At 45.1% G+C, this 21,954-nt stretch carries 22 protein-coding genes and 1 pseudogene; 5 read left to right on the top strand and 18 right to left on the bottom strand.

Annotated elements, in window-relative coordinates:
• Positions 1-15 precede the first annotated feature (15 nt).
• Positions 16-291: a hypothetical protein gene (locus tag MHM99_RS13245; RefSeq protein ID WP_014949227.1), complete on the top strand. Its 276-nt coding sequence runs from the start codon at positions 16-18 to the stop codon at positions 289-291.
• 455 nt (positions 292-746) lie between these two features.
• On the opposite strand, the gene MHM99_RS13240 is transcribed toward MHM99_RS13245, so the two are convergent.
• A complete protein-coding gene (locus MHM99_RS13240) occupies positions 747-1,112 on the bottom strand; it encodes a DUF4870 domain-containing protein (RefSeq protein WP_014949226.1) in 366 nt (121 codons plus the stop codon).
• An 11-nt stretch (positions 1,113-1,123) separates the two neighbouring features.
• Positions 1,124-1,504: a gamma-glutamylcyclotransferase family protein gene (locus MHM99_RS13235; RefSeq protein ID WP_014949225.1), complete on the bottom strand. Its 381-nt coding sequence runs from the start codon at positions 1,502-1,504 to the stop codon at positions 1,124-1,126.
• Between the two features lie 224 nt (positions 1,505-1,728).
• Here MHM99_RS13235 and MHM99_RS13230 point away from each other — a divergent pair.
• The 3 genes and pseudogenes from MHM99_RS13230 (at position 1,729) to MHM99_RS13220 (ending at position 7,489) form a co-directional block, all read left to right on the top strand.
• A pseudogene (locus tag MHM99_RS13230) lies at positions 1,729-3,549 on the top strand (M2 family metallopeptidase).
• A 162-nt stretch (positions 3,550-3,711) separates the two neighbouring features.
• Positions 3,712-6,663 (top strand): ligand-binding sensor domain-containing diguanylate cyclase, encoded by a 2,952-nt coding sequence (locus MHM99_RS13225; RefSeq protein WP_239219691.1) that lies wholly within the window; start codon positions 3,712-3,714, stop codon positions 6,661-6,663.
• A 193-nt stretch (positions 6,664-6,856) separates the two neighbouring features.
• Complete coding sequence (locus MHM99_RS13220; RefSeq protein WP_014949222.1) at positions 6,857-7,489, top strand: SDR family oxidoreductase; 633 nt, start codon at positions 6,857-6,859, stop codon at positions 7,487-7,489.
• A gap of 185 nt (positions 7,490-7,674) precedes the next feature.
• Here MHM99_RS13220 and MHM99_RS13215 read toward each other — a convergent pair whose 3' ends face one another.
• The 14 genes from MHM99_RS13215 to yceD all read right to left on the bottom strand — a co-directional run bounded on the left by MHM99_RS13215 (position 7,675) and on the right by yceD (position 19,188).
• Positions 7,675-8,232: a pyridoxamine 5'-phosphate oxidase family protein gene (locus tag MHM99_RS13215; RefSeq protein ID WP_239219689.1), complete on the bottom strand. Its 558-nt coding sequence runs from the start codon at positions 8,230-8,232 to the stop codon at positions 7,675-7,677.
• Positions 8,233-8,268: 36 nt separating this feature from the next.
• The gene (locus MHM99_RS13210; protein WP_239219684.1) at positions 8,269-9,051 is read right to left on the bottom strand and encodes a TatD family hydrolase; all 783 of its coding nucleotides are present in this window, start codon (positions 9,049-9,051) and stop codon (positions 8,269-8,271) included.
• A 63-nt stretch (positions 9,052-9,114) separates the two neighbouring features.
• Positions 9,115-10,002 carry a DNA polymerase III subunit delta' gene (locus MHM99_RS13205; RefSeq protein WP_168463428.1) on the bottom strand — a complete coding sequence of 296 codons (888 nt, stop codon included), beginning with the start codon at positions 10,000-10,002 and terminating at the stop codon, positions 9,115-9,117.
• Positions 10,002-10,676, bottom strand: a complete 675-nt coding sequence (tmk, locus tag MHM99_RS13200) for a dTMP kinase (RefSeq protein WP_168463429.1) — start codon at positions 10,674-10,676, stop codon at positions 10,002-10,004. Before tmk ends, MHM99_RS13205 begins: the two co-directional genes overlap by 1 nt.
• A 60-nt stretch (positions 10,677-10,736) precedes the next feature.
• Entirely contained in the window at positions 10,737-11,756 is a 1,020-nt protein-coding gene (mltG, locus tag MHM99_RS13195) for an endolytic transglycosylase MltG (RefSeq protein WP_239219683.1), read from the bottom strand.
• 113 nt (positions 11,757-11,869) lie between these two features.
• Positions 11,870-12,721, bottom strand: a complete 852-nt coding sequence (gene pabC, locus MHM99_RS13190; protein ID WP_239219682.1) for an aminodeoxychorismate lyase — start codon at positions 12,719-12,721, stop codon at positions 11,870-11,872.
• Between the two features lie 233 nt (positions 12,722-12,954).
• Positions 12,955-14,193, bottom strand: a complete 1,239-nt coding sequence (gene fabF / locus MHM99_RS13185) for a beta-ketoacyl-ACP synthase II (protein ID WP_014949215.1) — start codon at positions 14,191-14,193, stop codon at positions 12,955-12,957.
• An 80-nt stretch (positions 14,194-14,273) separates the two neighbouring features.
• Positions 14,274-14,513, bottom strand: coding sequence for an acyl carrier protein (acpP, locus tag MHM99_RS13180; protein WP_012518211.1), 240 nt, complete (start codon positions 14,511-14,513; stop codon positions 14,274-14,276).
• 199 nt (positions 14,514-14,712) lie between these two features.
• Entirely contained in the window at positions 14,713-15,453 is a 741-nt protein-coding gene (gene fabG, locus MHM99_RS13175) for a 3-oxoacyl-ACP reductase FabG (protein ID WP_239219680.1), read from the bottom strand.
• A gap of 9 nt (positions 15,454-15,462) precedes the next feature.
• Complete coding sequence (gene fabD, locus MHM99_RS13170; protein ID WP_014949213.1) at positions 15,463-16,392, bottom strand: ACP S-malonyltransferase; 930 nt, start codon at positions 16,390-16,392, stop codon at positions 15,463-15,465.
• An 85-nt stretch (positions 16,393-16,477) separates the two neighbouring features.
• Positions 16,478-17,443 carry a beta-ketoacyl-ACP synthase III gene (locus MHM99_RS13165; RefSeq protein ID WP_239219679.1) on the bottom strand — a complete coding sequence of 322 codons (966 nt, stop codon included), beginning with the start codon at positions 17,441-17,443 and terminating at the stop codon, positions 16,478-16,480.
• Positions 17,440-18,465 carry a phosphate acyltransferase PlsX gene (gene plsX / locus MHM99_RS13160; protein ID WP_239219678.1) on the bottom strand — a complete coding sequence of 342 codons (1,026 nt, stop codon included), beginning with the start codon at positions 18,463-18,465 and terminating at the stop codon, positions 17,440-17,442. Before plsX ends, MHM99_RS13165 begins: the two co-directional genes overlap by 4 nt.
• A 15-nt stretch (positions 18,466-18,480) precedes the next feature.
• Positions 18,481-18,651: a 50S ribosomal protein L32 gene (rpmF, locus tag MHM99_RS13155; RefSeq protein WP_012518206.1), complete on the bottom strand. Its 171-nt coding sequence runs from the start codon at positions 18,649-18,651 to the stop codon at positions 18,481-18,483.
• A gap of 3 nt (positions 18,652-18,654) precedes the next feature.
• Entirely contained in the window at positions 18,655-19,188 is a 534-nt protein-coding gene (yceD, locus tag MHM99_RS13150; RefSeq protein WP_014976324.1) for a 23S rRNA accumulation protein YceD, read from the bottom strand.
• A gap of 153 nt (positions 19,189-19,341) precedes the next feature.
• On the opposite strand from yceD, the gene MHM99_RS13145 reads away from it, so the two are divergent.
• A complete protein-coding gene (locus MHM99_RS13145) occupies positions 19,342-19,962 on the top strand; it encodes a nucleoside triphosphate pyrophosphatase (protein WP_239219676.1) in 621 nt (206 codons plus the stop codon).
• Between the two features lie 65 nt (positions 19,963-20,027).
• On the opposite strand, the gene MHM99_RS13140 is transcribed toward MHM99_RS13145, so the two are convergent.
• Together MHM99_RS13140 and rluC are read right to left on the bottom strand one after the other, a co-directional pair.
• A complete protein-coding gene (locus MHM99_RS13140; RefSeq protein ID WP_239219674.1) occupies positions 20,028-20,735 on the bottom strand; it encodes an HAD-IA family hydrolase in 708 nt (235 codons plus the stop codon).
• A gap of 3 nt (positions 20,736-20,738) precedes the next feature.
• Entirely contained in the window at positions 20,739-21,680 is a 942-nt protein-coding gene (gene rluC, locus MHM99_RS13135) for a 23S rRNA pseudouridine(955/2504/2580) synthase RluC (protein ID WP_014979112.1), read from the bottom strand.
• Positions 21,681-21,954: the final 274 nt, after the last annotated feature.

Raw genomic sequence — 21,954 nt, 5'->3', positions numbered from 1 at the left:
AAAGAGAAAAATGTGATGAAAAAGCCAAGTAAAAACATTTTTTTAGCTACCACACTTTGTATAACCTATTCGTTGATTAACGTTAGTATTGCGCAAGAAGCCCAATCTACGCTTGTAAATATGAAGGAAGTGCCTTCTTCCCAACTATTAAAGAAGCAACGTCAAAATAAACCGCTAGCACTAAGCACGGTGAAGCGCGGTACTGATGTTTCGCTTCAAACCACCAAACAATCCAAAAGCCAATACCTTATTCATAGCGCACTGCCAAGTCACCGCTTCAGCGCTAAGTAATTTTTAGGCGAGTACTCGTCTATCAGGTTAATCCTTTATTTAAAGCCATTCTTTGCGTTTATTATTCTTTTTTACTCTATCGCACACGCAGCAATAGTATTCTACGAATCAAATATTTATACCAATCCGCATAGATAAGTGCTAACCGACGACATAGCGCTTTTGAAAAAGCAACGCCCTCGTAATGACATTAGCGACATATGAGTTAATTATGCTAATTGTGAATAGCGCGACACCTATTTGAAAACTATCTTCAAGATTACCACAGGTAGAAGAAGTCACAGGAAAGAGGTGAACATGCTTTTAAAACCAAAACACATCGCGTTATTGTTCACGCTGGCAATTGCAGTATCTGCAATGGGATAAGCACGAAGGCGTTTCAACATGGAAACGCCCTTCGAAAGCGATCTTAAGTCGCAGTGTTTCTTGCTAGACGTGACGTAGGATTCTTTAGGTTAACGTTTAAAAAACTCAAAGCTTAGCGGGTACACCCACAACTCCCCTTTGTTCGCTTTGACTGCTGCCACGATAGCAAAGACGATGTTCATTAATCCAAGAGCGATGAAGCCTAGCGCTCCTATGATAATCAGCGTCAAGACAAAACAAATAACAGAGTAAATGAGCAAGCTTATTAACCAATTCGCTGTCACCCTGCCGTGCTGATTGATGTCTTCGTTTTGATCTTTGTGAGCAATCCATAGCACGATAGGCAATATGATACCTAAGCCAGGTATAATGAAACTGGATAACTGAGAAACATGAATGAGTGTACAGTAGCTTCGAGCGTTCAAGCCCCAGTAGAGTGGTTCTTCCGTTGACATAATGGTCCTTTTTATTGCGTTGGTTTGATTTGATAAATATAGGCGTTTTCAGTGTGACCGGCATCAAGCTTAACAGAAACAATGACCCGCTCATATTGGTCACCTTCAAACTCATCCAGCATGGCCCAGTTTTCGGCAAGTTGAGAAGACGTTAGCATCATGCCCTTCACCTCTTCTTTTGCTTTAGTTAGATCAGAAATAACAATTCCTGGAAACCCCATAACTGCTCCCCACCCTTGTTGAACTAAGTGGCCTTCTACCGTACCAGACTGCCACTGGCCATCAATATGGGCGACGATATGGTGATTTGGGCAATTAGGAGCAAGGCTTCCGTAGATAAACAACCTTTCTAAATCAGGTGTAGCAGACGTTACATTGTCATTGTTTTGCATTACTTTGACCCATTATAAAAAACTTTTCGTCAGGTGTTGAGGCAAATTTAAAAACAGGCCCCAACCGTTCGCATTGCTAGTTATAAATTGCCTAAAAAAGCCAGTGCTTTTGTGAGAGTAATATCGAATTTGTTTTACAAAAGCAACACAGCGTTACACAATGCAAGAGCATGTCTATGTGAACGTCGATTCACGTAAAAAACACAATAATTAAAGGACAAAGTATGCTCAATCACAAACGTACTCTGATAGCAGCATTGGTAAGCGTTTCGCTTATGGGGTGTGGCGAAAGTACAACACAGACAGAAACTAAACCACAACTCACTGCACAAGACGCCAAGCAGTTTTTAACACAGGCGCAAAATGATATTGCAAAAATGCAAGTTCCTGCCGCGCACGCCGAGTGGAGCTACGCCACGAATATCAATTTCGATACAGCAGCAGTCAGTGCTTACTTTAATGAAGTGCTTTCTACCAAGGTTGCAAAGTTAGCTAAAGAAGCGGCGAAATTTAACGATGTAGACGTAGATGCCGACACCCGCAGACAGCTTGATCTACTTAAAAACAGTTTAACAATGCCGCCGCCGGCAGATGCCGAAAAAGCAGAGCGGCTTGCAAAAATTGGTTCTGACTTAAGTGCCATGTACGGCTCTGGTGAGTATTGCAGCGAAGATGGTACGTGCAAAAGCTTGGTTGAAATGAGCTCTGAAATGGCCACCCTACGCGATGCTGACAAGCTACTAGAATATTGGACAGGCTGGCGTGAAGTATCTAAACCAATGGCAGGACTCTATGCAGAACAAGTATCGCTTGCCAATGAAGGCGCTGCAGAGCTAGGTTTTGAAAACGTCAGCGCCTTGTGGCGTGGAAAGTACGATATGCCAGCAGATGAATTTCCCAAGGAGTTGGATCGCTTATGGACGCAAGTAGAGCCTTTCTACGAGTCACTACATTGCCATGTGCGCGCTAAGCTAGGTGAACACTATGGCGAAGACGTAGTACCTCAAGACAAACCAATCCCAGCCCATTTATTAGGTAACATGTGGGCACAGTCGTGGGGGAATATTTACGATATCGTTAAACCTCAGCAAGAAATGAAAGTTCCTGATGTTACAGGCGCATTAGCTGAACAGGGGTATGACGAAATCGCCATGGTTAAACAAGCAGAGTCATTTTTCTCATCGCTTGGCTTTGAAGAACTTCCAGATACCTTTTGGGAACGCTCTATGTTTCAAAAGCCTGAAGGCCGTGACGTTCAGTGTCATGCCTCTGCGTGGGATTTAGATGACAAAGACGATCTTCGTATAAAGATGTGTATTCAAAAGACTGGCGAAGAATTTAACGTTATTCACCACGAATTAGGTCACAACTACTATCAACGCGCTTATAAAGACCAACCACTTCTTTACCGTGGTTCGGCAAACGACGGCTTCCACGAGGCTATTGGCGACACCATCGCTTTATCAATAACACCTAAGTACCTTAAGCAAATCGAGTTAATTGATGAGATCCCAGACGCATCAAACGATATCGGTATGTTAATGCAAGTTGCGTTAGACAAGATTGCCTTCATTCCCTTTGGTCTGATGGTTGACCAATGGCGCTGGAAAGTGATGTCAGGTGAAGTAACACCTGAACAATATAATCAACTATGGTGGGAATTGAGAGAAAAGTATCAGGGTGTGATGGCGCCTGTTGAGCGCAGCGCCGACGCATTTGATCCGGGTGCAAAATATCACGTGCCTGCTAACGTACCTTATACACGCTATTTTCTAGCGCATATCCTTCAATTCCAGTTCCATAAAGCACTGTGTGACATTGCAGGTGATGAGGGCCCGCTTAACCGTTGTTCTATCTACGGCAGTGAAGAAGCCGGTAAAGCACTTAACGAAATGCTAGAGATGGGTATGAGCCAACCTTGGCAAAATGCGTTAGAAACACTGACAGGCTCACCGTAAATGGATGCCAGTACTATCGCTGACTACTTTGCGCCACTAAAAACGTGGTTAGATGAGCAAAATGCTACACGCCAGTGTGGCTGGTAACTATATCCGTTATGATTAGCCACTGGCTAACATAATTCATGCAGTCCAAAAAGCCTCGAATTTCGAGGCTTTTTTTGTTGAATTTAAACTTTTGTACCATTGTAAGAGCGGTAGATTAGCGTAACGTTAGTGTATAAATTTTATGTAATTTTTGATCATATTATGCGCACCCTGTTGGTACTTTCGCTTTTCATAGTTTTTACTGCAACTTGCAGCCTACCTGCACGCGCGAAACCTATTGCCCCAGCGTTTCACTCCTACAATATGGATAGTGGTATCGCCCACGTATCCATTTCAGATATTGCGGAAGATAAGTATGGTTTTCTGTGGTTGGCATCACAGTCTGGTGTCGATAAATTTGACGGCTATACATTTCGAAACTTCGGCTTGTGGGGAGAAGACAAGTCAACAGGCCTCCAGACCCTGTTCGCCCTCCAGATAGAGGCAAGCTTAGACGGTCAATACCTTTGGGTGGGGACATATAGCGGGCTGAGCCGTATAGATGTTGATACTGAGTCGTTCAAGCACTACACGTTACCGGCGTCAGAGCCTTTCAATAAACAGGTAATTAATAGGATAAAGACCACCCACAATGGCCAGCTTTGGATTGTCTCTGAACGAAACCTTTACACTTACTCTCCAGACTCAGACAGTGTAGAGCTGGTCAGCTACCTTCCCAGTACCACGAGTACGCTGACAGACATAGAACTTATCGGTAACACGCTTTATGTCACTTCCACCTCGGGCCTTTATAAACTTGATCCGTTTAAGAAGTCTCTTGAGTTAGTGGCTTTTGAAAACATGAACTTTACTCGACTGGTGGCAGCAGAGAAATCTCGATTCTGGTTGGGCACCGCTACCCACGGCGCATGTTTGTTCAATCCCGACGAACAAAGCACTACCATCGACAAAAGCTGTACCTCTGAAACTCACGGATTATCTGATAACTACGTTACAGACATCTTATTAAAGGACAACGGTGATATATGGGTTTCTACTCAGCGTGGGCTGAATATTTTAACGTCACATAACCCCAACTCTGTGCTGCGTGCACCGATTAACGAGAAAGATGCGGCCAAAGAGAGAATTTCAAGCCTTTATCAAACGAAAGCTGGGCTGGTTGTCGTTGGCACCAGAGACGATGGGTTTGCGATCAGTAACCCTCTGCTTAGCAACTTCTACTCTCAGGAAATAGGCGAAGGACGAATCATCTCCTCTTTATCGAATTACAAAGATAACCAAGTATGGGTAGCGAACGAAAAGGGCCTTTGGCTTTACGACACGATAAGTAAAACTCAAGAAGGCCCATTTACTTCCAATGGTACATTTGCGAGTAGCGAAGACACTAACGACAAGCTGTTGAGCGTGTTTTATCATACAAAGAGCGATGCATTATGGGTAACCACACGCACAGGCCTCGCCAAACTGAACCCTCAGACCAGAAACCTAGAATTTGTTGCGCTGAATGGTAAGTCGGGTTACAGCATTAATATCGATGATGACGGAGACATTTGGTATGGCGGCTACAGCGATGGGCTGTTTGTATATCGCCCGTCAGAAGATAGGGTAATAAAGCAATGGCCATTGTCGCTGACAACGAGAATTGTTTTGGACGACAATGAAAACGCGTGGTTAAGTACGGTATCCGGTTTATTTGTTGCGAATAAACTGACTGGAGACTTGACCAGCGTCAGTGAGTTTACGGACAAGATATCAGATCAAACTGTAGTGACGTGGATTTCTCAGTCAAAACGCGGTGGTTATTGGATTGGAACGCAAGCAGCTGGACTCTTCTTTATGTCTAAAGAAGGCAGTGATTTGTCAACGATTAAAGTGACACAAATTAAGCCTGAAAGTCGATTGAGCAATGTATCCATTGGGGCAATTGTTGAAGATGATGAATATGGGCTTTGGATCTCTACAATTGAAGGGATTGCGTATTTAGCACCTGACTTGTCTACCCTTTCTTATTTCGGTGCAGAAAACGGCGCACTGTCTACGGGTTACTATATTGGCTCTGTCACCGTAACTGAAAATAACACAATAATGTTTGGTGGAGCGGAAGGCTTAACACAATTTACTCCCTCACAAGTGGCAAATGTAAAGTGGTCACCTGGAGTGCACCTCACAAACGTTGAAACGGTGAGTAGGAACGAGCAAAACGGAACAACCTATCAGCAAAGACAGCGCCTAGACGAGGTAATCGAACTTAAACATAATGATATTGCGCTCACGATTGAATTTGCCGCCACTGATTATATGAATGCAAACGAACTTACGTATGCCTATAAACTCGCAGACTTTGAGAACAGCTGGCGCTTTACTGACTACAAGACAAGAACGGCCACCTACACCAACTTGGACCCAGGACGCTACCGCTTCACTGTTAAAGCTATAAATCAAGAGAATGAATGGAGCAGCAATGCAGCGCAACTTGAAATAGTTGTAGTTCCACCATGGTGGGATAAGCCTATATGGCGTGTGGCGATTACCCTGCTAGGCATGCTGTTGATTTCATCGATGGTGTGGCTGAGGATAGCATCGTTGAAAAAGCGCTCTGCTGAACTTGCACTAAAAGTTGAGGAAAAAACCCGAGACTTAGAAGCGGTCGTAGAAAAGTTAACGCAGCTTTCAACTCAGGACGCATTGACGGGTCTCAAAAATCGTCGCTACTTTACACAAAGAGCCAAGGCAGCATGGCAAAATTATAAACGCCATAATCATACTTTCTCCTTGCTAATTGTTGATATTGATTTCTTCAAGCGTATTAACGATGAATACGGTCATCATGTGGGTGACACAGTACTGGTCAAAATCGCTCGGATCCTGGAAGATAGTTTAAGAGAAAGTGACGTAATTGCGCGATGGGGCGGTGAGGAGTTTCTTATATTGCTGCCTTCATTAAAGGTACAAGAAGCATTTTGGGTGGCAGAAAAGCTACGTAAAACTGTCGCTGATTACGAAATCGATGCTCCCCCCTACTCGGTATCAGCTACCATAACCTGCGGTGTAGCAGATATACGAGATTACGATAGCGTCGAGGCTTGCATTCACGCTATCGATAAAAAGCTATATGTCGGAAAGGAATCAGGCCGAAATACGGTGATAAAATAGCCGCTGGCTGATTATCATACTCATTAGTTTCTCTCTCCCATTGCATTGCCGTTTAAACGGCAATGCATGCAGGCAAACGTTTTGTCATGCATTTTATCGCAGTAATTGATCGCTTTCCTTTTTACCCGCCTATGTATTGTGAATTCTTAAGTAGCTTAAGATGAGCGAAATCACCCACAAGGAGGATGAAAACATGGCAAATGTATTAGTAATCGGCGCATCAGGCCAAATTGGTAAGCAAGCAACAGTGAAATTGTTGGATGCCGGTCACAAAGTCGTAGCGCCAGTAAGAAGCCCAGACAAACTGTCAGATATCCAAAATGCCAACCTCACAGTGGTTGAGCAGGATCTAGAAAAAGATTTTTCAGCACACTTTGAAGGTGTGGACGTTGCGGTATTCACAGCAGGTTCAGGCGGTAGCACCGGCGCAGATAAAACACTTATGATTGATCTTTGGGCGGCCCGCAACGCGGTTAACTATGCAAAAGCGGCGGGGACACCCAAATTTGTTATGGTTAGTTCTATTGGTGCAGACGATCCTGACGCCGTGGAGTCAGCAATAAAACCATATTTGGTTGCCAAACACATGGCCGACGAGCATTTAATTAATAGCGGCTTACATCACGTAATTCTTCGACCTGGCACTTTATTAAATGAACCGGGCACGCATTTAGTACGAACCGATATGCCAAGCAATAGGGACGATGCTGTAATACCAAGAGAAGATGTAGCGACAGCTATTGTCGAAAGCGTTGCAAGAGAAAGTAATGCTGACTTGATCACTTATTTATTTAAAGGTGATACACCAATTTCCCATATTTTCTAGGTGAGCGACTTTTCTAGGTGATCGGCGCCCTCTCATTTGCCAATGCGTTATCGCGTCTATCCAAGCTAGAGAGGGCTTACTTTTTGCTTAGGTCGCCTGTTTGTATACTGCTGACTTAGGTGGTGCTCAGAATAGGCAGTATCACGCACTCAATGTGTGCCTACTTAGAGACTAGAGGTGGTTACCTACGGTATCAATGACTGGCTAACCCAGTTGCCATTTCCGTCTTTTTGATGCCACTCTCGACTTTGAGGGTTACCTCTCAAATTCAGGTAATCTACGCTATCGATAGCCAGCATGATCACGCAAAAGTGAGGAGGAACTACACCAAAGTCCCCTTCAACCTGAAGTGCCGAGCCATCGTTTCTTGGCGTGCCTGGCTCGCCCCATAAGAACTGCTTTTTGCCCGCATCTGACAATTTATTCCAGTGCTGAGTAACTAAGTCAGCATCTTGATGTAACGTTATTATTGTTGCAGTACAAGAGAAGCGATATTGCTCCCTGGTTTTAGAAAAATACCAACAAACCTGCGAGTAAGGATTCTGGCCAAGCTGGTCATACTTATCTGAGCGGGTGTCAGAAATAACCACCAGTTGGTTGTCGTCGGTGATCCCTCTAAAAACCACGGTACGGCAGTACGGTACACCACTACCGTCCACAGTAGCTAACTGAAAGTAACGACTTTCTGGCATACTGCGGGTTTGGTGAAGACTCTTTGTCAACCCTTGTCGCCACTGGGGCATAACCACCTCCGAGAGTAAAATCGCCTATACTTACCGCTACGCGGCTTTCTTCTTCGCAGCTAAAGAAAACAGCGTGTAGAAGTTTTGCGTGGTAATTTCCGCTAATTCTTTTACCGTCACGCCTTTAAGCTCAGCAATAAATTCTGCCACTTCTACCACGTAACCTGGCTGGTTTTGTTTACCTCGATGAGGAACTGGCGCAAGCCATGGTGAGTCAGTTTCAATAAGTAGTCGCTCTAAAGGGATCGCTTTTACCACTTCACGCAATTCATCTGCTGAATTAAAGGTTACGATGCCTGAAATAGAGATATAGAAGTCCATCTCTATTGCTGCCAGCGCCATGTCTAATGATTCAGTAAAGCAATGCAAAACACCTTTAGTGTGCGCAGCTTTGTGTTGGCGGAGTAAGTTAATGGTGTCTTCCCTTGCATCCCGCGTATGAATAATTAACGGCTTTTTAGTTTCGTTAGCTACTTTGATGTGGTCGACGAAAGACGTTAGCTGGACTTCTTTACTTCCCGGACTATAAAAATAGTCCAGCCCAGTTTCGCCAATGGCTACCACTTCTTCACGCTGCGCCTTCTCTAACAGTTCTTCATAGCTACACGCTTCATCTTGATGTAGTGGGTGCACACCACAAGATACTGATACATCTTCAAACTGACTTACAGCTGCTAACATGCTGTCGTAATCACCAACAGATACGCACACACAAAGGAAGTGTTCAACACCTCGGGTTCTTGCGAAATTTAAGGTTTCAGCCAGCTCTTCTGGCCCTTGCTTAAGTCGGTCTAAGTGACAATGAGAATCTACGAACAAACTACACCTGTTTTAAAAAATTGCTGTCAGACAAAAGGGCTTCGACAAGCCAGCGTTTGCCTATTAACGTTGAAATTGCTTTAGTAACCCAAAAAGTACCATTGATTTGTTTACACCTGCGTGCTGCAGCGTTCTTACCGCATCAACACACGCTTCATAGCGTTTAAAATCAACAGCCTGTTGACGTTTTATGTATTCGTCATGGGCCATCTGTTGACACCACAATGCGATTTGAGGCGCATTGTCCTGCCACTTATTCGCAAGCGTTTGTACTTGCAAATTTGCATCGCCTGCTAAGAGCGCTTGCATACCATCGCTAAAATTGCGATAGCTAATGTCTTCTTCACCACTGAGAGCCTCTTCTACGCGAAGAGGGGCATAGCCATAAGCTGCCAATAGCGCTTCGCTTGCATCTTCTACGCCCTTAGCGTTTAAGTAGTTCAAACTGTCTGACACTGACGGGAGTGAGAGTATCTGCCGTTCACATCGACTTAATATGGTCGGCATAATTTTATTGATACTGTCAGTGATCAGCAGCAAGAAGGTATTATTTGTGGGTTCTTCTAAGGTTTTCAACAGTGCATTAGCTGCCGCTTCCGTCATGGTATCGGCACGGGGAATCAACAACACTTTATTGCCCCCCATTTGCGCAGTACCTGATAGCTTGCCAATGCCCTCGCGAATTTTATCCACACCTAACTGCTTTTCACTTTCTAAAACATGAAAGTCTGGGTGGTTTCCAGCTTGCCTCAAATGGCAACTTTGACACTGTTCACATGGCCCATCTATGCTTGGTTGCTTACACAATAACGTGCTGCTTAACCCTAGCGCGAGTTGGTATTTTCCAATCCCTTTCGGCCCTGTCAGCAGTAAACCGTGGTGAAGTTTTTTTGCCAAATAGCGCGACAGTAACGTCGAGAACGTTGCAGCAAACCAAGGCAGTACTTGCATTAGCCTTTCCCCTGCATACTTTCGTTTTGCGCTATGTCACTGCTTGCGCTGTTTATGGTCGTCACATAGTCGTTGATAATAGCAGTCACGTCTTGATGAACCTTTTCCATAGACTGCATCGCACTTACCACGACGATAGATTCATCTTGCTTAGCGAGCGACAAGTATTTAGCACGAGTTCGCTCAAAAAAAGCAAGCCCCGCTTGCTCAATACGGTCAAGCTCCCCTCGCCCTCGGGCGCGCTCTAGTCCGACAGCTGGCTCGACATCTAGGTATAAGGTTAGGTCAGGCTTAAACCCTTTAAGGGCGATATCGCTGATGGCCGTCATCGTTTTTTCACTGACGCCTCGACCACCACCTTGATAAGCCTGAGATGATAAATCGTGTCTGTCACCTACTACCCACGCACCAGCATCAAGTGAAGGTAAGATTTTATTGGTCAGTAATTGCACACGCGCCGCATACATAAGAAGTAGTTCAGTCTCCTCACTAACGGTCTCATCCCAGTCGTGTTTTACACATTCTCGAATAGCTTCAGCCATAGGTGTGCCGCCCGGCTCACGAGTTTGCTCAACGCGCTTTCCCGCGTCTTTTAATGCTTGAACAATTAGCCCTATTACTGAGCTTTTTCCTGCCCCTTCAAGGCCTTCAACTACAATAAACTTTCCGCGCATTACTTTTTAAACTCTGTTTTTTGTTTAGCTATAACGTATCGGTTGTCTGCATCAATACGGCTATCGTTTTAACTGGTATTTTCGCACAGCTGCATTGTGTTCAGCTAGTGTCGTAGAAAATTGATGGCTGCCATCGCCCTTCGCCACAAAATAGAGTGCATCCGTTGTCAGTGGGTGCAACGCAGCGTGAATGGCGGCCTTGCCTGCCATCGCGATAGGCGTAGGTGGGAGCCCTTTAATAACATAGGTATTGTAAGGCGTTGCTGTTCGCAAGTGCTTACGGGTAATGTTTCCGTCAAACGTAGGACCGATACCATAAATCACGGTGGGATCAGTTTGAAGACGCATATTTCTGTTTAGCCTATTGACGAAAACGCCTGAAATCATGTCACGTTCCGCAGGCACAGCCGTTTCTTTTTCAATGATACTCGCTAAGATAAGAGCCTCGTAAGGTGTGGCTAACGGCAGTTCGGCATCCCGTAATTCCCATTCGCTAGAAACAAAGTCAATTAGCGCGCGGTGTGCTCTTTTCAATACCTCGCTTGCGGTTGTGCCTTTGGTAAAGAAATACGTATCAGCCAAATATACGCCCTCTGTCTGCGAAACGTTTTCGCAACACCAATCTACACCATTATCCTGAGTGAGCTGGTTTAATTTCCCTTCATTTAAATCAAACACCAAATCTGTGTTTTGTTTAAGCGCCTCAAGCCACTGTGCAAGAGTTAGCCCTTCAACTAGACTCACTGCGAAGAGGTGCTCATCGCCCTCAGTAAACAAGGTAAACACATCTACTAGTGACTGCCCTGGGCGCAGCATGTAGGTGCCAGACTTAACAGACGTACTGCCTGCAAAGAATTTGAGCCACACCTTAGCAACAAAGGGCGACACATCGGTCATGCCTATTTTACGCAAGTGTTTCACGGTACGATAAGCGTTACTGCCGCTCTCTATCGTAAATAAGGTTTCACTTTTTAATGCTAGTTCATTGGTAACCTTGCTCGAGACATACATTACGCCAGAGGCTGCCCCAACAACGGCAAGCATGACAAGAGATAATAGAATAACAATTACCCGCTTCATGCTTGAACTTCCCCTTTCTTCATTGCTTTACATTCCATTTTATTTCTTTTTACTACTAATCTGGTGAAGCTCGTAAAACGTTGACGAACCCCGTTGTGAGAAGTGCGTTTTAGTTAATTTTGAAGCGCAGTCTGAAGCCGTGTCTTTAGCGCTACAATCGCATCGCTTCTTACATCAAAATCGACATAAGAGAAATCCGGCATTTGTATTTTCTGTACCGGCATTACGCCCATTAGTGCATTGGTAATTACCACTGCACTCGCTTTTCGCAAATAAGAAAGGTCATATTCCCCCACGTGAAGCGAACAATTGTCGTTTAACAGCGAATCAATAAGACACTGCCTGACTACGCCATTGACACCGCTTCCCTTCAAAGACGGGGTATACCATTGTTCATTGAGGTAGAAAAATACATTGCCAGCACTCGCTTCAATAATGTTATCTTGGGTATCGCAAACAATAGCATCGTGTACGCCAGCGTCGTCTACTTCGTGCTTAATTAAGACTTGTTCTAGCCTGTTCATATGCTTTACACCCGCAAGCAATGGTTGAATGGCTAACCGCGTTTGAGCGCATATTACCGTTGCCCCTTCATTCGCAAGACTATCGTAATGGACAGGGTAAGGGTGCTGGCTAAATCTGACTAATGCTTCACTGTCTTCGCTTCGCGCATACCCCCTTCCGGCTTGACCTCCCGACACGTGAACTTTTAGCACATATTTTGGAGAAGCGTTATCACCTGAACCGCTCTTTATCGTCTTAACCTGTTCAGCAATTGCGGCTTCAAGCGCGCGGATATCAATATTGAGCTTGATGGCTGCCGCATCGTGCTCTAAACGTGAAATATGATAAGGCAATAATTTTACTTGATGTTCACTTACCAACAATGTGGTAAACACACCGTCGCCATAATTAAACGCCCTGTCACTTGATGAAATAGGCGTAGCGCTAGGAATAATTCTCACTGCCTACTCTTGTTCGCCGTTATTGTGGTTGTTGGAAGTATACCAACTTGCGTTGGTCAGACAACGTCTAGCTGAATTGATTTGGCTGTAGCTGTGCTCAAAGAGACCTGAGTTTTATGATATTTACTGTGAGATATAACTGTATAAACAACAAAAGGCAGCCGAAGCTGCCTTTTAAATATACGTGAAGTTCACTTAATCAGCGATAAGTACGCTATATTAGTTACGCCGTATTAGATACGCTTGAAAATCAATGAGCCGTTCGTACCGCCAAACCCGAATGAGTTACACAGTGCGTAGTCTTCATTGAATGCTTTTGCTTTGTGTGCAACAAAGTCTAAGTCACAGCCTTCACCTGGTTCGTCCAAGTTAATGGTTGGCGGCGCCATTTTGTCACGCAGTGCCAAAATAGTGAAAATTGCCTCAACTGAACCGGCGGCCCCTAGCAAATGGCCTGTCATTGACTTGGTAGAGCTAACAAGTAGCTTGTGAGCATGGTCATTGAACACGCGTTTTACTGCTGCCACTTCCGCAATGTCACCTGCAGGCGTAGACGTACCATGTGCGTTAACATAGCCGATTTCGCTTGCATCCAACTTCGCATCATTTATCGCGTTTTGCATAGACGCTGCCGCACCTTCTCCATCTTCAGGTGGAGAAGTCATGTGGTATGCGTCGCCGCTCATGCCAAAACCAACCAGTTCTGCATAAATGGTCGCGCCACGCGCTTTTGCAGCTTCGTATTCTTCTAGCATTACCACGCCAGCGCCCTCACCCATGACAAAACCATCGCGGTCTTTATCCCATGGGCGGCTTGCTGCTTGTGGGTTGTCGTTGCGAGATGACAACGCACGTGCCGCGGCAAAACCAGCCATGCCTAGCGGAGTAATAGACGCTTCTGCGCCTCCGGCCAGCATGGCATCAGCATCGCCATAAGCAATTGTTCTTGCGGCAATACCAATGTTGTGAACGCCTGTTGTACAAGCAGTCACAACGTTTAAATTCGGTCCTTTCAACCCTTCCATGATAGACAAAAAGCCTGAGATCATGTTGGTAATGGTTGAAGGTACAAAAAATGGCGATACGCGCTTAGGACCGCTATTTGTCAGTTTCAAATGGTTTTGTTCAATTTGTTCTAAACCACCAATACCTGAACCAATAGCTACACCTACACGATGCGCATTATCTTGTGAAATAGTTAAACCAGAATCGACCAAGGCTTGCTTGCCTGCTGCTATACCCAGCTGGATAAAGCGGTCCATTTTCTTGGTTTCTTTCTTTTCAATGTATTCCTGCGGATCAAAATCATTAATTTGACCTGCGAAACGGGTTGAATAGTTACTACAATCGAAATGGGTGATTTCACCGATGCCGCTTTCGCCCGCGAGCAATTTGCGCCATGTGTCTTCGCTATTAAGACCTAATGGTGAAAGCATTCCAAGACCAGTAACCACTACGCGACGTTTTGTCACAAAAAGCCCTCGCTTTGGAACTAAGGTAGGAGATACAAAAACGGCTCTGTTAGAAGAGCCGTTTTGTCGCTACTTAAGACTTAAGCGTCTTTGTTAGCGTTGATGTAATCAATTGCTGATTGAACAGTAGTAATTTTTTCTGCTTCTTCGTCAGGAATTTCAGTATCGAATTCTTCTTCCAAAGCCATTACTAGCTCAACAGTGTCAAGTGAATCAGCGCCTAAATCGTCAACGAATGAAGCTTCTGCTTTTACTTCTTCTTCTTTCACGCCAAGTTGTTCAACGATGATTTTCTTAACGCGTTCTTCAATGTTACTCATAATTCTAGGTTTCCCTTAAACGTCACTAGATAATAAAAGTGCCGCTAGTTTATTTTGCAAGGTGCATCCTTGCAAGCACCAGTTTAAACAAATTTTCTGGTCAAACCAGCGACATTCGAAATTCGTAAAATACTATTTTTACATCCAAGTTCGGGTAAATACCACCCCAAACTAAGGAAAATTCGCAATTTTTGCGAATTTACCCCATATACATACCACCATTTACATGGATAGTTTCGCCTGTAATATAGGCTGCACCATCGCTTACTAAAAAGGCAACAGTGGCTGCAATTTCATCAGGCTCGCCTAATCGGTTAGCCGGAATATCTTTGAAAATGGCTTCTTTTTGGTCATCGGTCAGCGCTTTTGTCATATCGGTATCGATAAAACCAGGCGCTACAACGTTGATGGTAATACCACGAGAAGCCACTTCACGCGCCATAGATTTAGAAAAACCAATGACCCCTGCTTTCGCTGCAGTGTAGTTTGCCTGTCCGGCATTACCTGCACTGCCCACCACTGAACCAATGTTCACGATGCGACCAAAACGCTTCTTCATCATACCGCGAAGTACCGCTTTTGACAGTGTGAAAATTGAGGTTAAGTTGGTGTCGATAATATCCTGCCACTCGTCATCTTTCATGCGCATTAGCAGATTATCACGTGTGATACCGGCATTATTGACCAAGATATCGATACCACCATGTGCTTCATTGATCGCTTTAATCGTGGTATCTACGCTTTCTTTTTCGGTGACATTTAGCGCAAAGCCCTTGCCGCCGAATTCAGAAAGATAATCGCTAATTGCTTGTGCACCATTTTCACTGGTTGCTGTGCCGATAACCGTAGCACCTTGCTGTGCAAGCTGCGTAGCAATCGCTTTGCCTATACCTCGGCTTGCGCCGGTAACAAGCGCAATTTTACCGTCTAATTGACTCATTGCGTTTCCTTATTGTTTTAATGCTTCAACACCATCAGGTGTATTAACTGCAAGAGATTCTAGGCTCTTGTCGATACGTTTGTTCAATCCAGTAAGTACTTTACCAGGACCTACTTCAATAACGCGCTCAACGCCCGCTGCCGCCAAGTATTCAACAGTACGCGTCCATTGAACGGGGCAATATAGTTGTCTCACTAATGCGTTCTTGATTGCATCACCTTGGGTTTCAATAGTGACATCAACATTATTCACGATATTGATTGCAGGCTCATTAACGTTCAATGACGATAACGCGTCTTCTAACTTGTCTGCTGCAGGACGCATTAACTCACAGTGTGAAGGAACGCTTACCGCAAGAGGAAGTGCGCGCTTGGCGCCCGCTTCTTTACACGCATTAGCAGCTTGCTCGGCGGCGTTCTTTTCCCCTGCAATAACCACTTGGCCTGGAGAGTTAAAGTTAACTGGTGCAACTACATCGCCTGTAGCAATAGCAGTTTGCTGACAAATATCCGCAATGGCGGCATCGTCTAATCCGATAATGGCATACATGGCACCCGCACCTGCTGGTACAGCTTCTTGCATGTATTTACCACGGGCTTCCACAAGCTTGATAGCATCAGCAAAATCCATGGCGCCGCCACATACTAATGCTGAGTACTCACCAAGGCTGTGACCCGCTAGGTAATCTACATCGATGCCCTGCTCGCGAATAACACGCCAAATTGCTACGCTAGCAGCAAGCAACGCTGGTTGAGTGATATGGGTTTCGTTAAGTTTACCGTCTGTATCATTTTGGACTAAATCCCACAGATCGTAGCCGAGCGCGTCAGAGGCTTCTTTAAACGTTGCTTCGATAATCGGAGAAGTCTCAGCAAGTTCCTTTAGCATACCTACGCTTTGAGAACCTTGTCCTGGAAATACACAGGCTGTCTTTGTCATGTCGATTCCTTATTATTTTTAATTTACTAGAAGCGAGAAAACGTCGGAGTTGGAGTGCCCCTTAACGAGGCAAATATCTGCAAGGCTAATAGCGTACAAGCGCCGATGCCCAAGCAAATCCGCCTCCGAATGCTTCTAGTAATAAGTGCTGTCCGCGTTGAATGCGCCCGTCTCTGATAGCGGTATCAAGCGCTGTAGGCACAGTAGCAGCAGAGGTATTACCATACTGCTCTAACGTAAGCACTACTTGATCAAGAGACATATTCAGCTTTTTAGCTGTCGCTTTAATAATTCTAAAGTTTGCTTGGTGAGGTACTAACCAGTCAAGATCAGATTTTTGCATACCGTTGGCAGCAAGGGTTTGTTCTACCACTTCTGAAAGCTTGGTTACCGCAACCTTAAAGACTTCATTACCACGCATCACACCCCAGTTCTCGTGAACCGACTGCTCGTCACCACGGGTTGGATTACCCACGTACAGCAAATCGCCATGAGAGCCTGATGCGTTGATATGTGTGGAAAGAATGCCAGGTTCATCACTCGCTTCAATAATCGTTGCGCCTGCCGCATCGCCAAACAAGATAACCATGGTTCTGTCTTCAGGGTTTATCAAGCGGCTCAAACAGTCGGTACCGACTACAAGAATACGTTTCGCCATGCCAGACTTAATGTATTGATCGGCAACACTTAATGCGTAGCAGTAACCTGCACATGCAGCAGCTACGTCAAATGCAGGGATACCGTCAATATCAAGAATGCGTTGAATTTCACATGCTGTGCTTGGAAGCGCATAGCGACCACTTGTGGTAGCGCACACAATCATGTCGATAGAATTCGGGTCAATGCCAGCCATCTCAATGGCTTTCTTACTGGCTTCTGCCCCCATGGTAGCAGCGGTTTCATCTGCTCCAATAATACGTCGCTCTTTTATCCCGGTACGGTCAGTGATCCATTCGTCACTGGTGTCCACCATTTGCTCTAAATCTGCGTTTGTACGCACGTCGCTGGGATAATAGCTACCTGTTCCTATAAAGCGTGAATATTTGCTCAAAGCTGCTCCAACAATACCGTTTCTATCTTTGTCTTTATCTTTTCAGGTAAATGCATTTTTGCTTCTTTCATTGCTTGCACGATGGCGTAATAAAAGGCGTCTTTTTGTGCATTTCCGTGACTCTTGATAACAATGCCGCGCAATCCTATCAGACTCGCACCGTTATACTGGTCGGGGTTCACGCTGTTATAGATAGATTTCAGTAATGGGAAGGCAATTTTTGCCAATAATCGGGTATAAAAGTTCTTCTGTGACTGGCGTTTTACTTCGTTTATCACTAACTTAGCCAGCCCTTCGCTCGATTTAAGCGCTACATTTCCAGTAAAACCGTCTGTTACCACTACATCGGCATGATCGGTGAAAATGTCGTCGCCTTCTACATAACCAATATAGTTTATGCCTGGCGCATCTTTAAAAAGCTGGTCGGCAGATTTTACCTGTGCGTTACCTTTAATATCTTCTTCGCCTACGTTCAATAAGGCAACCCGTGGCGATGCTATGCCCGCCACCTCTTGCGCAAGCACTGAGCCCATAACGCCGTATTGGAAAAGAATTTCAGGCGTACAGTTCACGTTTGCGCCTAAATCTAAAAGAAATACGTTATGGTGCCCTGTTGTAGGCATCATATTAATGAGTGCGGGCCTATCAATGCCTGATAAGGTTTTAAGCAAATAGAATGATAAAGTAAGCAGTGCACCGGTATTACCTGCGCTTACGCACGCGTTTGCCTCGCCACTTTCGACAAGTTCAATAACGCGACGCATAGAAGAATCTTTTTTGTTTCGTAGCGCTGACGTTGGCGCTTCGCCCATCTCAACGACTTGTGAGCAGTGCACAATAGTAACGCGGTTGCGTTCAGCGTTGGTAAGGGGCTGTATACCTGCTTTGATGGTATCTTCATCACCGCATAACGTGAAGTGCACGTCTGGGTGAAGTTGAATAGCCTTTACGGCTGCGGAAAGGATAACAGGGGGACCATGATCGCCCCCCATGATATCTAACGCGATGGTTAGTTTAGACAAAATGTAGTCGCCGTATTACGCGCCGATTACTTTTTTGCCTTTGTAATAACCGTCAGCGGTCACGTGGTGACGACGGTGAGTTTCGCCCGACGTTGAATCGACAGACAAAGTCGCGCCTGTCAATGCATCGTGTGAGCGACGCATACCGCGCTTAGAACGCGTTTTACGATTTTGTTGTACTGCCATAACTTACTCCTGGTCTCGCTTAAGTTCTTTCAAAACCGCGAAAGGGTTTTGTCGCTCTTGTTCCGGTTCAATCTTTCCAAACGACATATCGTCCTGCTTCACTGTACACTCCGACTCTGCATGAAGGGGCACAATTGGCAAAGATAACAGTAGCTCGTCTTCAAAAATTTGAAGCAGATTAACTTCTCCGTGGTCGTTGACCTCTACCGGTTCGTAAGCCTCGGGAATGATGTCATCGCTTTCCTGTTCTTCTCCCTGCACTGGAGTAAAACAGAATTCCGCTTCCACGGGATAATCGAGTTCACCATTACACCTTTGACAGATAAGTGTTACCTGCGTGGCTAGATGGCCGTGAAAGACAGTAAGACCCTGCGCGTCTTTTTCGAACTGTACTTCTGCGTCCACATAGTCATTGCATCGGACAACTGCTTCACTCAATCGTTCCATATCTTTAGACGCAATCACGCCCCGGTAATCGGAACGTTTCATGGCACTTTTAGTCGGTTCAACCGAATGAGGGAGTTTCACTTTCTGCATAGGGCGCGCATGATATAGGGTCAACCCCTTCCTGTCAAAGCAAAATTGCGTTTTAACCTACAATAAAACGCTGTATGTGGTACGCAGTGATAATGTAACATTGTACTACTAACTGAAAGTACGCAACATATTGATTTTATAAAAGGAGTAATTGTGGCCTCCCTTGTTCTTGCCTCATCATCGCAATACCGAAAAATGTTGCTCGCCAACATTGGTATTCAGGTAGACACCCACGCACCAGATATTGACGAAACGCCCTTTGCGAACGAAAGCCCTACTGCATTGAGTTTACGTTTAGCCGAACAAAAGGCGCACAAGGTTGCCGCTGAATTAGAAAAGGTAAATAACGACACCATTATTATAGGTAGTGATCAAGTAGCTTTGGTCCAAACCGATGCGGGCCCGCAGCTACTTGGCAAGCCTGGCACGTTTGAAAATGCAGTAAACCAGCTAATGGCATGCCAAGGTAAGCAAGTGTCATTTTATACTGCACTTTGCCTTCACCAACCTAGTGCCAATAAAACGATAACGCAGGTAGATGAAACACGCGTTTTCTTTCGGCATAACAGTGAAACTACCATTCGCGCCTATGTAGATAAAGAGCAACCACTCGATTGCGCCGGCAGTTTTAAAAGCGAAGGTTTGGGTGTATTACTGTTCGATAAAATAGAAAGCCGCGACCCTAACAGTTTAATCGGTCTTCCGATAATGCTGCTAAATGAATTACTGGGCGCACACTTCGATGTCGATTTATTAGCAATGGCTGCACAGTAAGCCACTAATTCTGTCAGAGCAGTTGTATCAGAGCAGTTGTATCAAAGCAGTGCTACAAACCAGCGCTATTTGAATAGCGCTGTTTCTAGTTCACTTATAGAGTGTACAAGTGCTACAGGTAACAACGCTTCTAAATGAACCTGCGCGTGAACGCCATATGACACACCTATCCTATCCATACCAATCGTTTTCGCCATTTGCATGTCGTAGGTTGTGTCACCAATCATCACGGCGTCTTCTATTTTTACACTAAGTTCATCAAGTAACTGTAGGAGCATATCGGGCGAAGGCTTTGATTCTGCCTCATCGGCGGTACGTGACGCACTAAAGAAAGGTCCCGTCCCTGTTTGTGCCCACGCTCGATCAAGACCGCGGCGCGCTTTACCTGTCGCAACGGCCAATGTGCATCCCGCTTCTTTCAAATTGCTAAGTAACTGTTCAACGCCATCAAACAAAGGACACGGCGTTGTATCGCGAGTGACAAATGCCTCTTTATAGGCGGCGACTAAACGTTCGGCTAACTCATCGTCTTTGATATTAAAAAGCTGTTTAATGGCAGGCTTTAAACTTATACCAATAATGTGACCTACTTCATCGTAGGTAGGAACAGGCATATCACACTGCTTTGCAGCAAGCTGCATGCAGCTAACAATTTTTGTCGCCGAATCCATGAGCGTGCCATCCCAATCGAAGATAACAAGTTTGTACTTAGGCAGTGTTTTATCTAACGAAATGAAAGGCTGTGTTTCCACAGCCTGTTTTTTTGAATGCATAACTTACAGCGCTTTAAGTGTATTTGAGAGAGTGTCGTCTAATGGCGCGGTAAATGTGACGCGCTCTTCAGTCGCTGGGTGCAGCAGTGAAATACTGCGAGCGTGAAGGAACAGTCTGTTCAGCCCTTTTTGGCGCATTGCCGCGTCGAAATCCGCATCACCGTATTTTGGGTCACAAGCAATAGGATGACCCGCATGCAAACAGTGAACGCGAATTTGGTGGGTTCTACCTGTAATAGGCGACGCTTCAACCAAGGTTGCACCCGCGTATTCCTCTAATATGCGATAGCGAGTTTCTGACGGTTTACCATCGTCGCTTACACTTACCATGCGCTCACCCGATTGCAGCACATTTTTACGAAGCGGCGCTTTAACTTTAAATCGAGTTTTAGGCCACTCACCTGCAACTAGCGCATTATATCGCTTGTCCATTTTGCCAGTGCGAAGCTGCTCATGCATGTGGCGAAGGGCAGAACGTTTTTTAGCAATTAAAATGCAGCCCGACGTGTCACGGTCTAATCGGTGTACCAATTCCATAAATTTGGCATCGGGACGCAAGGCTCTTAAGCCTTCGATTAAACCAAAACTCAAGCCACTTCCTCCGTGAACTGCCATTCCCGATGGCTTGTTGATAACAAGTATACGGTCGTCCTCGAAAAGAATATGCGACTCTAATGATGCAATTTTATCGAGCTTTGGCGATGGCGCAGGCGCACCTTCCGACACGCGAACCGGTGGAATTCTGATTAAATCGTCGGCTTGTAACTTATATTCAGGCTTAACACGACCTTTATTCACCCGCACTTCACCTTTGCGTAAAATGCGATAAATCATGCTTTTCGGCACACCTTTTAGCTGGGTGCGCAAAAAATTATCGATACGTTGACCAGCCAAGTCGGCTTCAACCGTTACAAAACGTACTTTTTGGGGAGCTTCTTCTTTCATAGAAGCATTATACCCTATTGCAAAGTGCCCAACATACTGAAAGTTACGTTTTACTAAATAATTATTATATCAGCGCTTAGTTAGGGCCTGCTGACCTTTGCTGTACATTTTTGCAGCGGTCTGTGTGCCATCTAGACAAGGCGGATGTTTGACGGTTTAGTGGTTCTAAATCGAAAACATTCAACGCAGTATAGATGGCACAAAGGCGCTGCCCGAAGGGGTCGTTATGGAAGCCTTTTACTCTTTGTCACAGTCCTTTAACTTAGCCCGCTAG

It is taken from the genome of Alteromonas sp. MmMcT2-2 (assembly GCF_022348305.1).
Lineage (GTDB): Bacteria > Pseudomonadota > Gammaproteobacteria > Enterobacterales > Alteromonadaceae > Alteromonas > Alteromonas macleodii.
This window is presented reverse-complemented; position numbering and strand designations above follow the sequence as displayed.

Bases quoted from the DNA above. Each gene is read 5' to 3' on its own strand.
- MHM99_RS13245 (WP_014949227.1), top strand. From the start codon at position 16: ATGAAAAAGCCAAGTAAAAACATTTTTTTAGCTACCACACTTTGTATA.
- MHM99_RS13240 (WP_014949226.1), bottom strand. From the start codon at position 1,112: ATGTCAACGGAAGAACCACTCTACTGGGGCTTGAACGCTCGAAGCTAC.
- MHM99_RS13235 (WP_014949225.1), bottom strand. From the start codon at position 1,504: ATGCAAAACAATGACAATGTAACGTCTGCTACACCTGATTTAGAAAGG.
- MHM99_RS13225 (WP_239219691.1), top strand. From the start codon at position 3,712: ATGCGCACCCTGTTGGTACTTTCGCTTTTCATAGTTTTTACTGCAACT.
- MHM99_RS13220 (WP_014949222.1), top strand. From the start codon at position 6,857: ATGGCAAATGTATTAGTAATCGGCGCATCAGGCCAAATTGGTAAGCAA.
- MHM99_RS13215 (WP_239219689.1), bottom strand. From the start codon at position 8,232: ATGCCCCAGTGGCGACAAGGGTTGACAAAGAGTCTTCACCAAACCCGC.
- MHM99_RS13205 (WP_168463428.1), bottom strand. From the start codon at position 10,002: ATGCAAGTACTGCCTTGGTTTGCTGCAACGTTCTCGACGTTACTGTCG.
- tmk (WP_168463429.1), bottom strand. From the start codon at position 10,676: ATGCGCGGAAAGTTTATTGTAGTTGAAGGCCTTGAAGGGGCAGGAAAA.
- mltG (WP_239219683.1), bottom strand. From the start codon at position 11,756: ATGAAGCGGGTAATTGTTATTCTATTATCTCTTGTCATGCTTGCCGTT.
- acpP (WP_012518211.1), bottom strand. From the start codon at position 14,513: ATGAGTAACATTGAAGAACGCGTTAAGAAAATCATCGTTGAACAACTT.
- fabG (WP_239219680.1), bottom strand. From the start codon at position 15,453: ATGAGTCAATTAGACGGTAAAATTGCGCTTGTTACCGGCGCAAGCCGA.
- fabD (WP_014949213.1), bottom strand. From the start codon at position 16,392: ATGACAAAGACAGCCTGTGTATTTCCAGGACAAGGTTCTCAAAGCGTA.
- rpmF (WP_012518206.1), bottom strand. From the start codon at position 18,651: ATGGCAGTACAACAAAATCGTAAAACGCGTTCTAAGCGCGGTATGCGT.
- yceD (WP_014976324.1), bottom strand. From the start codon at position 19,188: ATGCAGAAAGTGAAACTCCCTCATTCGGTTGAACCGACTAAAAGTGCC.
- MHM99_RS13140 (WP_239219674.1), bottom strand. From the start codon at position 20,735: ATGCATTCAAAAAAACAGGCTGTGGAAACACAGCCTTTCATTTCGTTA.
- rluC (WP_014979112.1), bottom strand. From the start codon at position 21,680: ATGAAAGAAGAAGCTCCCCAAAAAGTACGTTTTGTAACGGTTGAAGCC.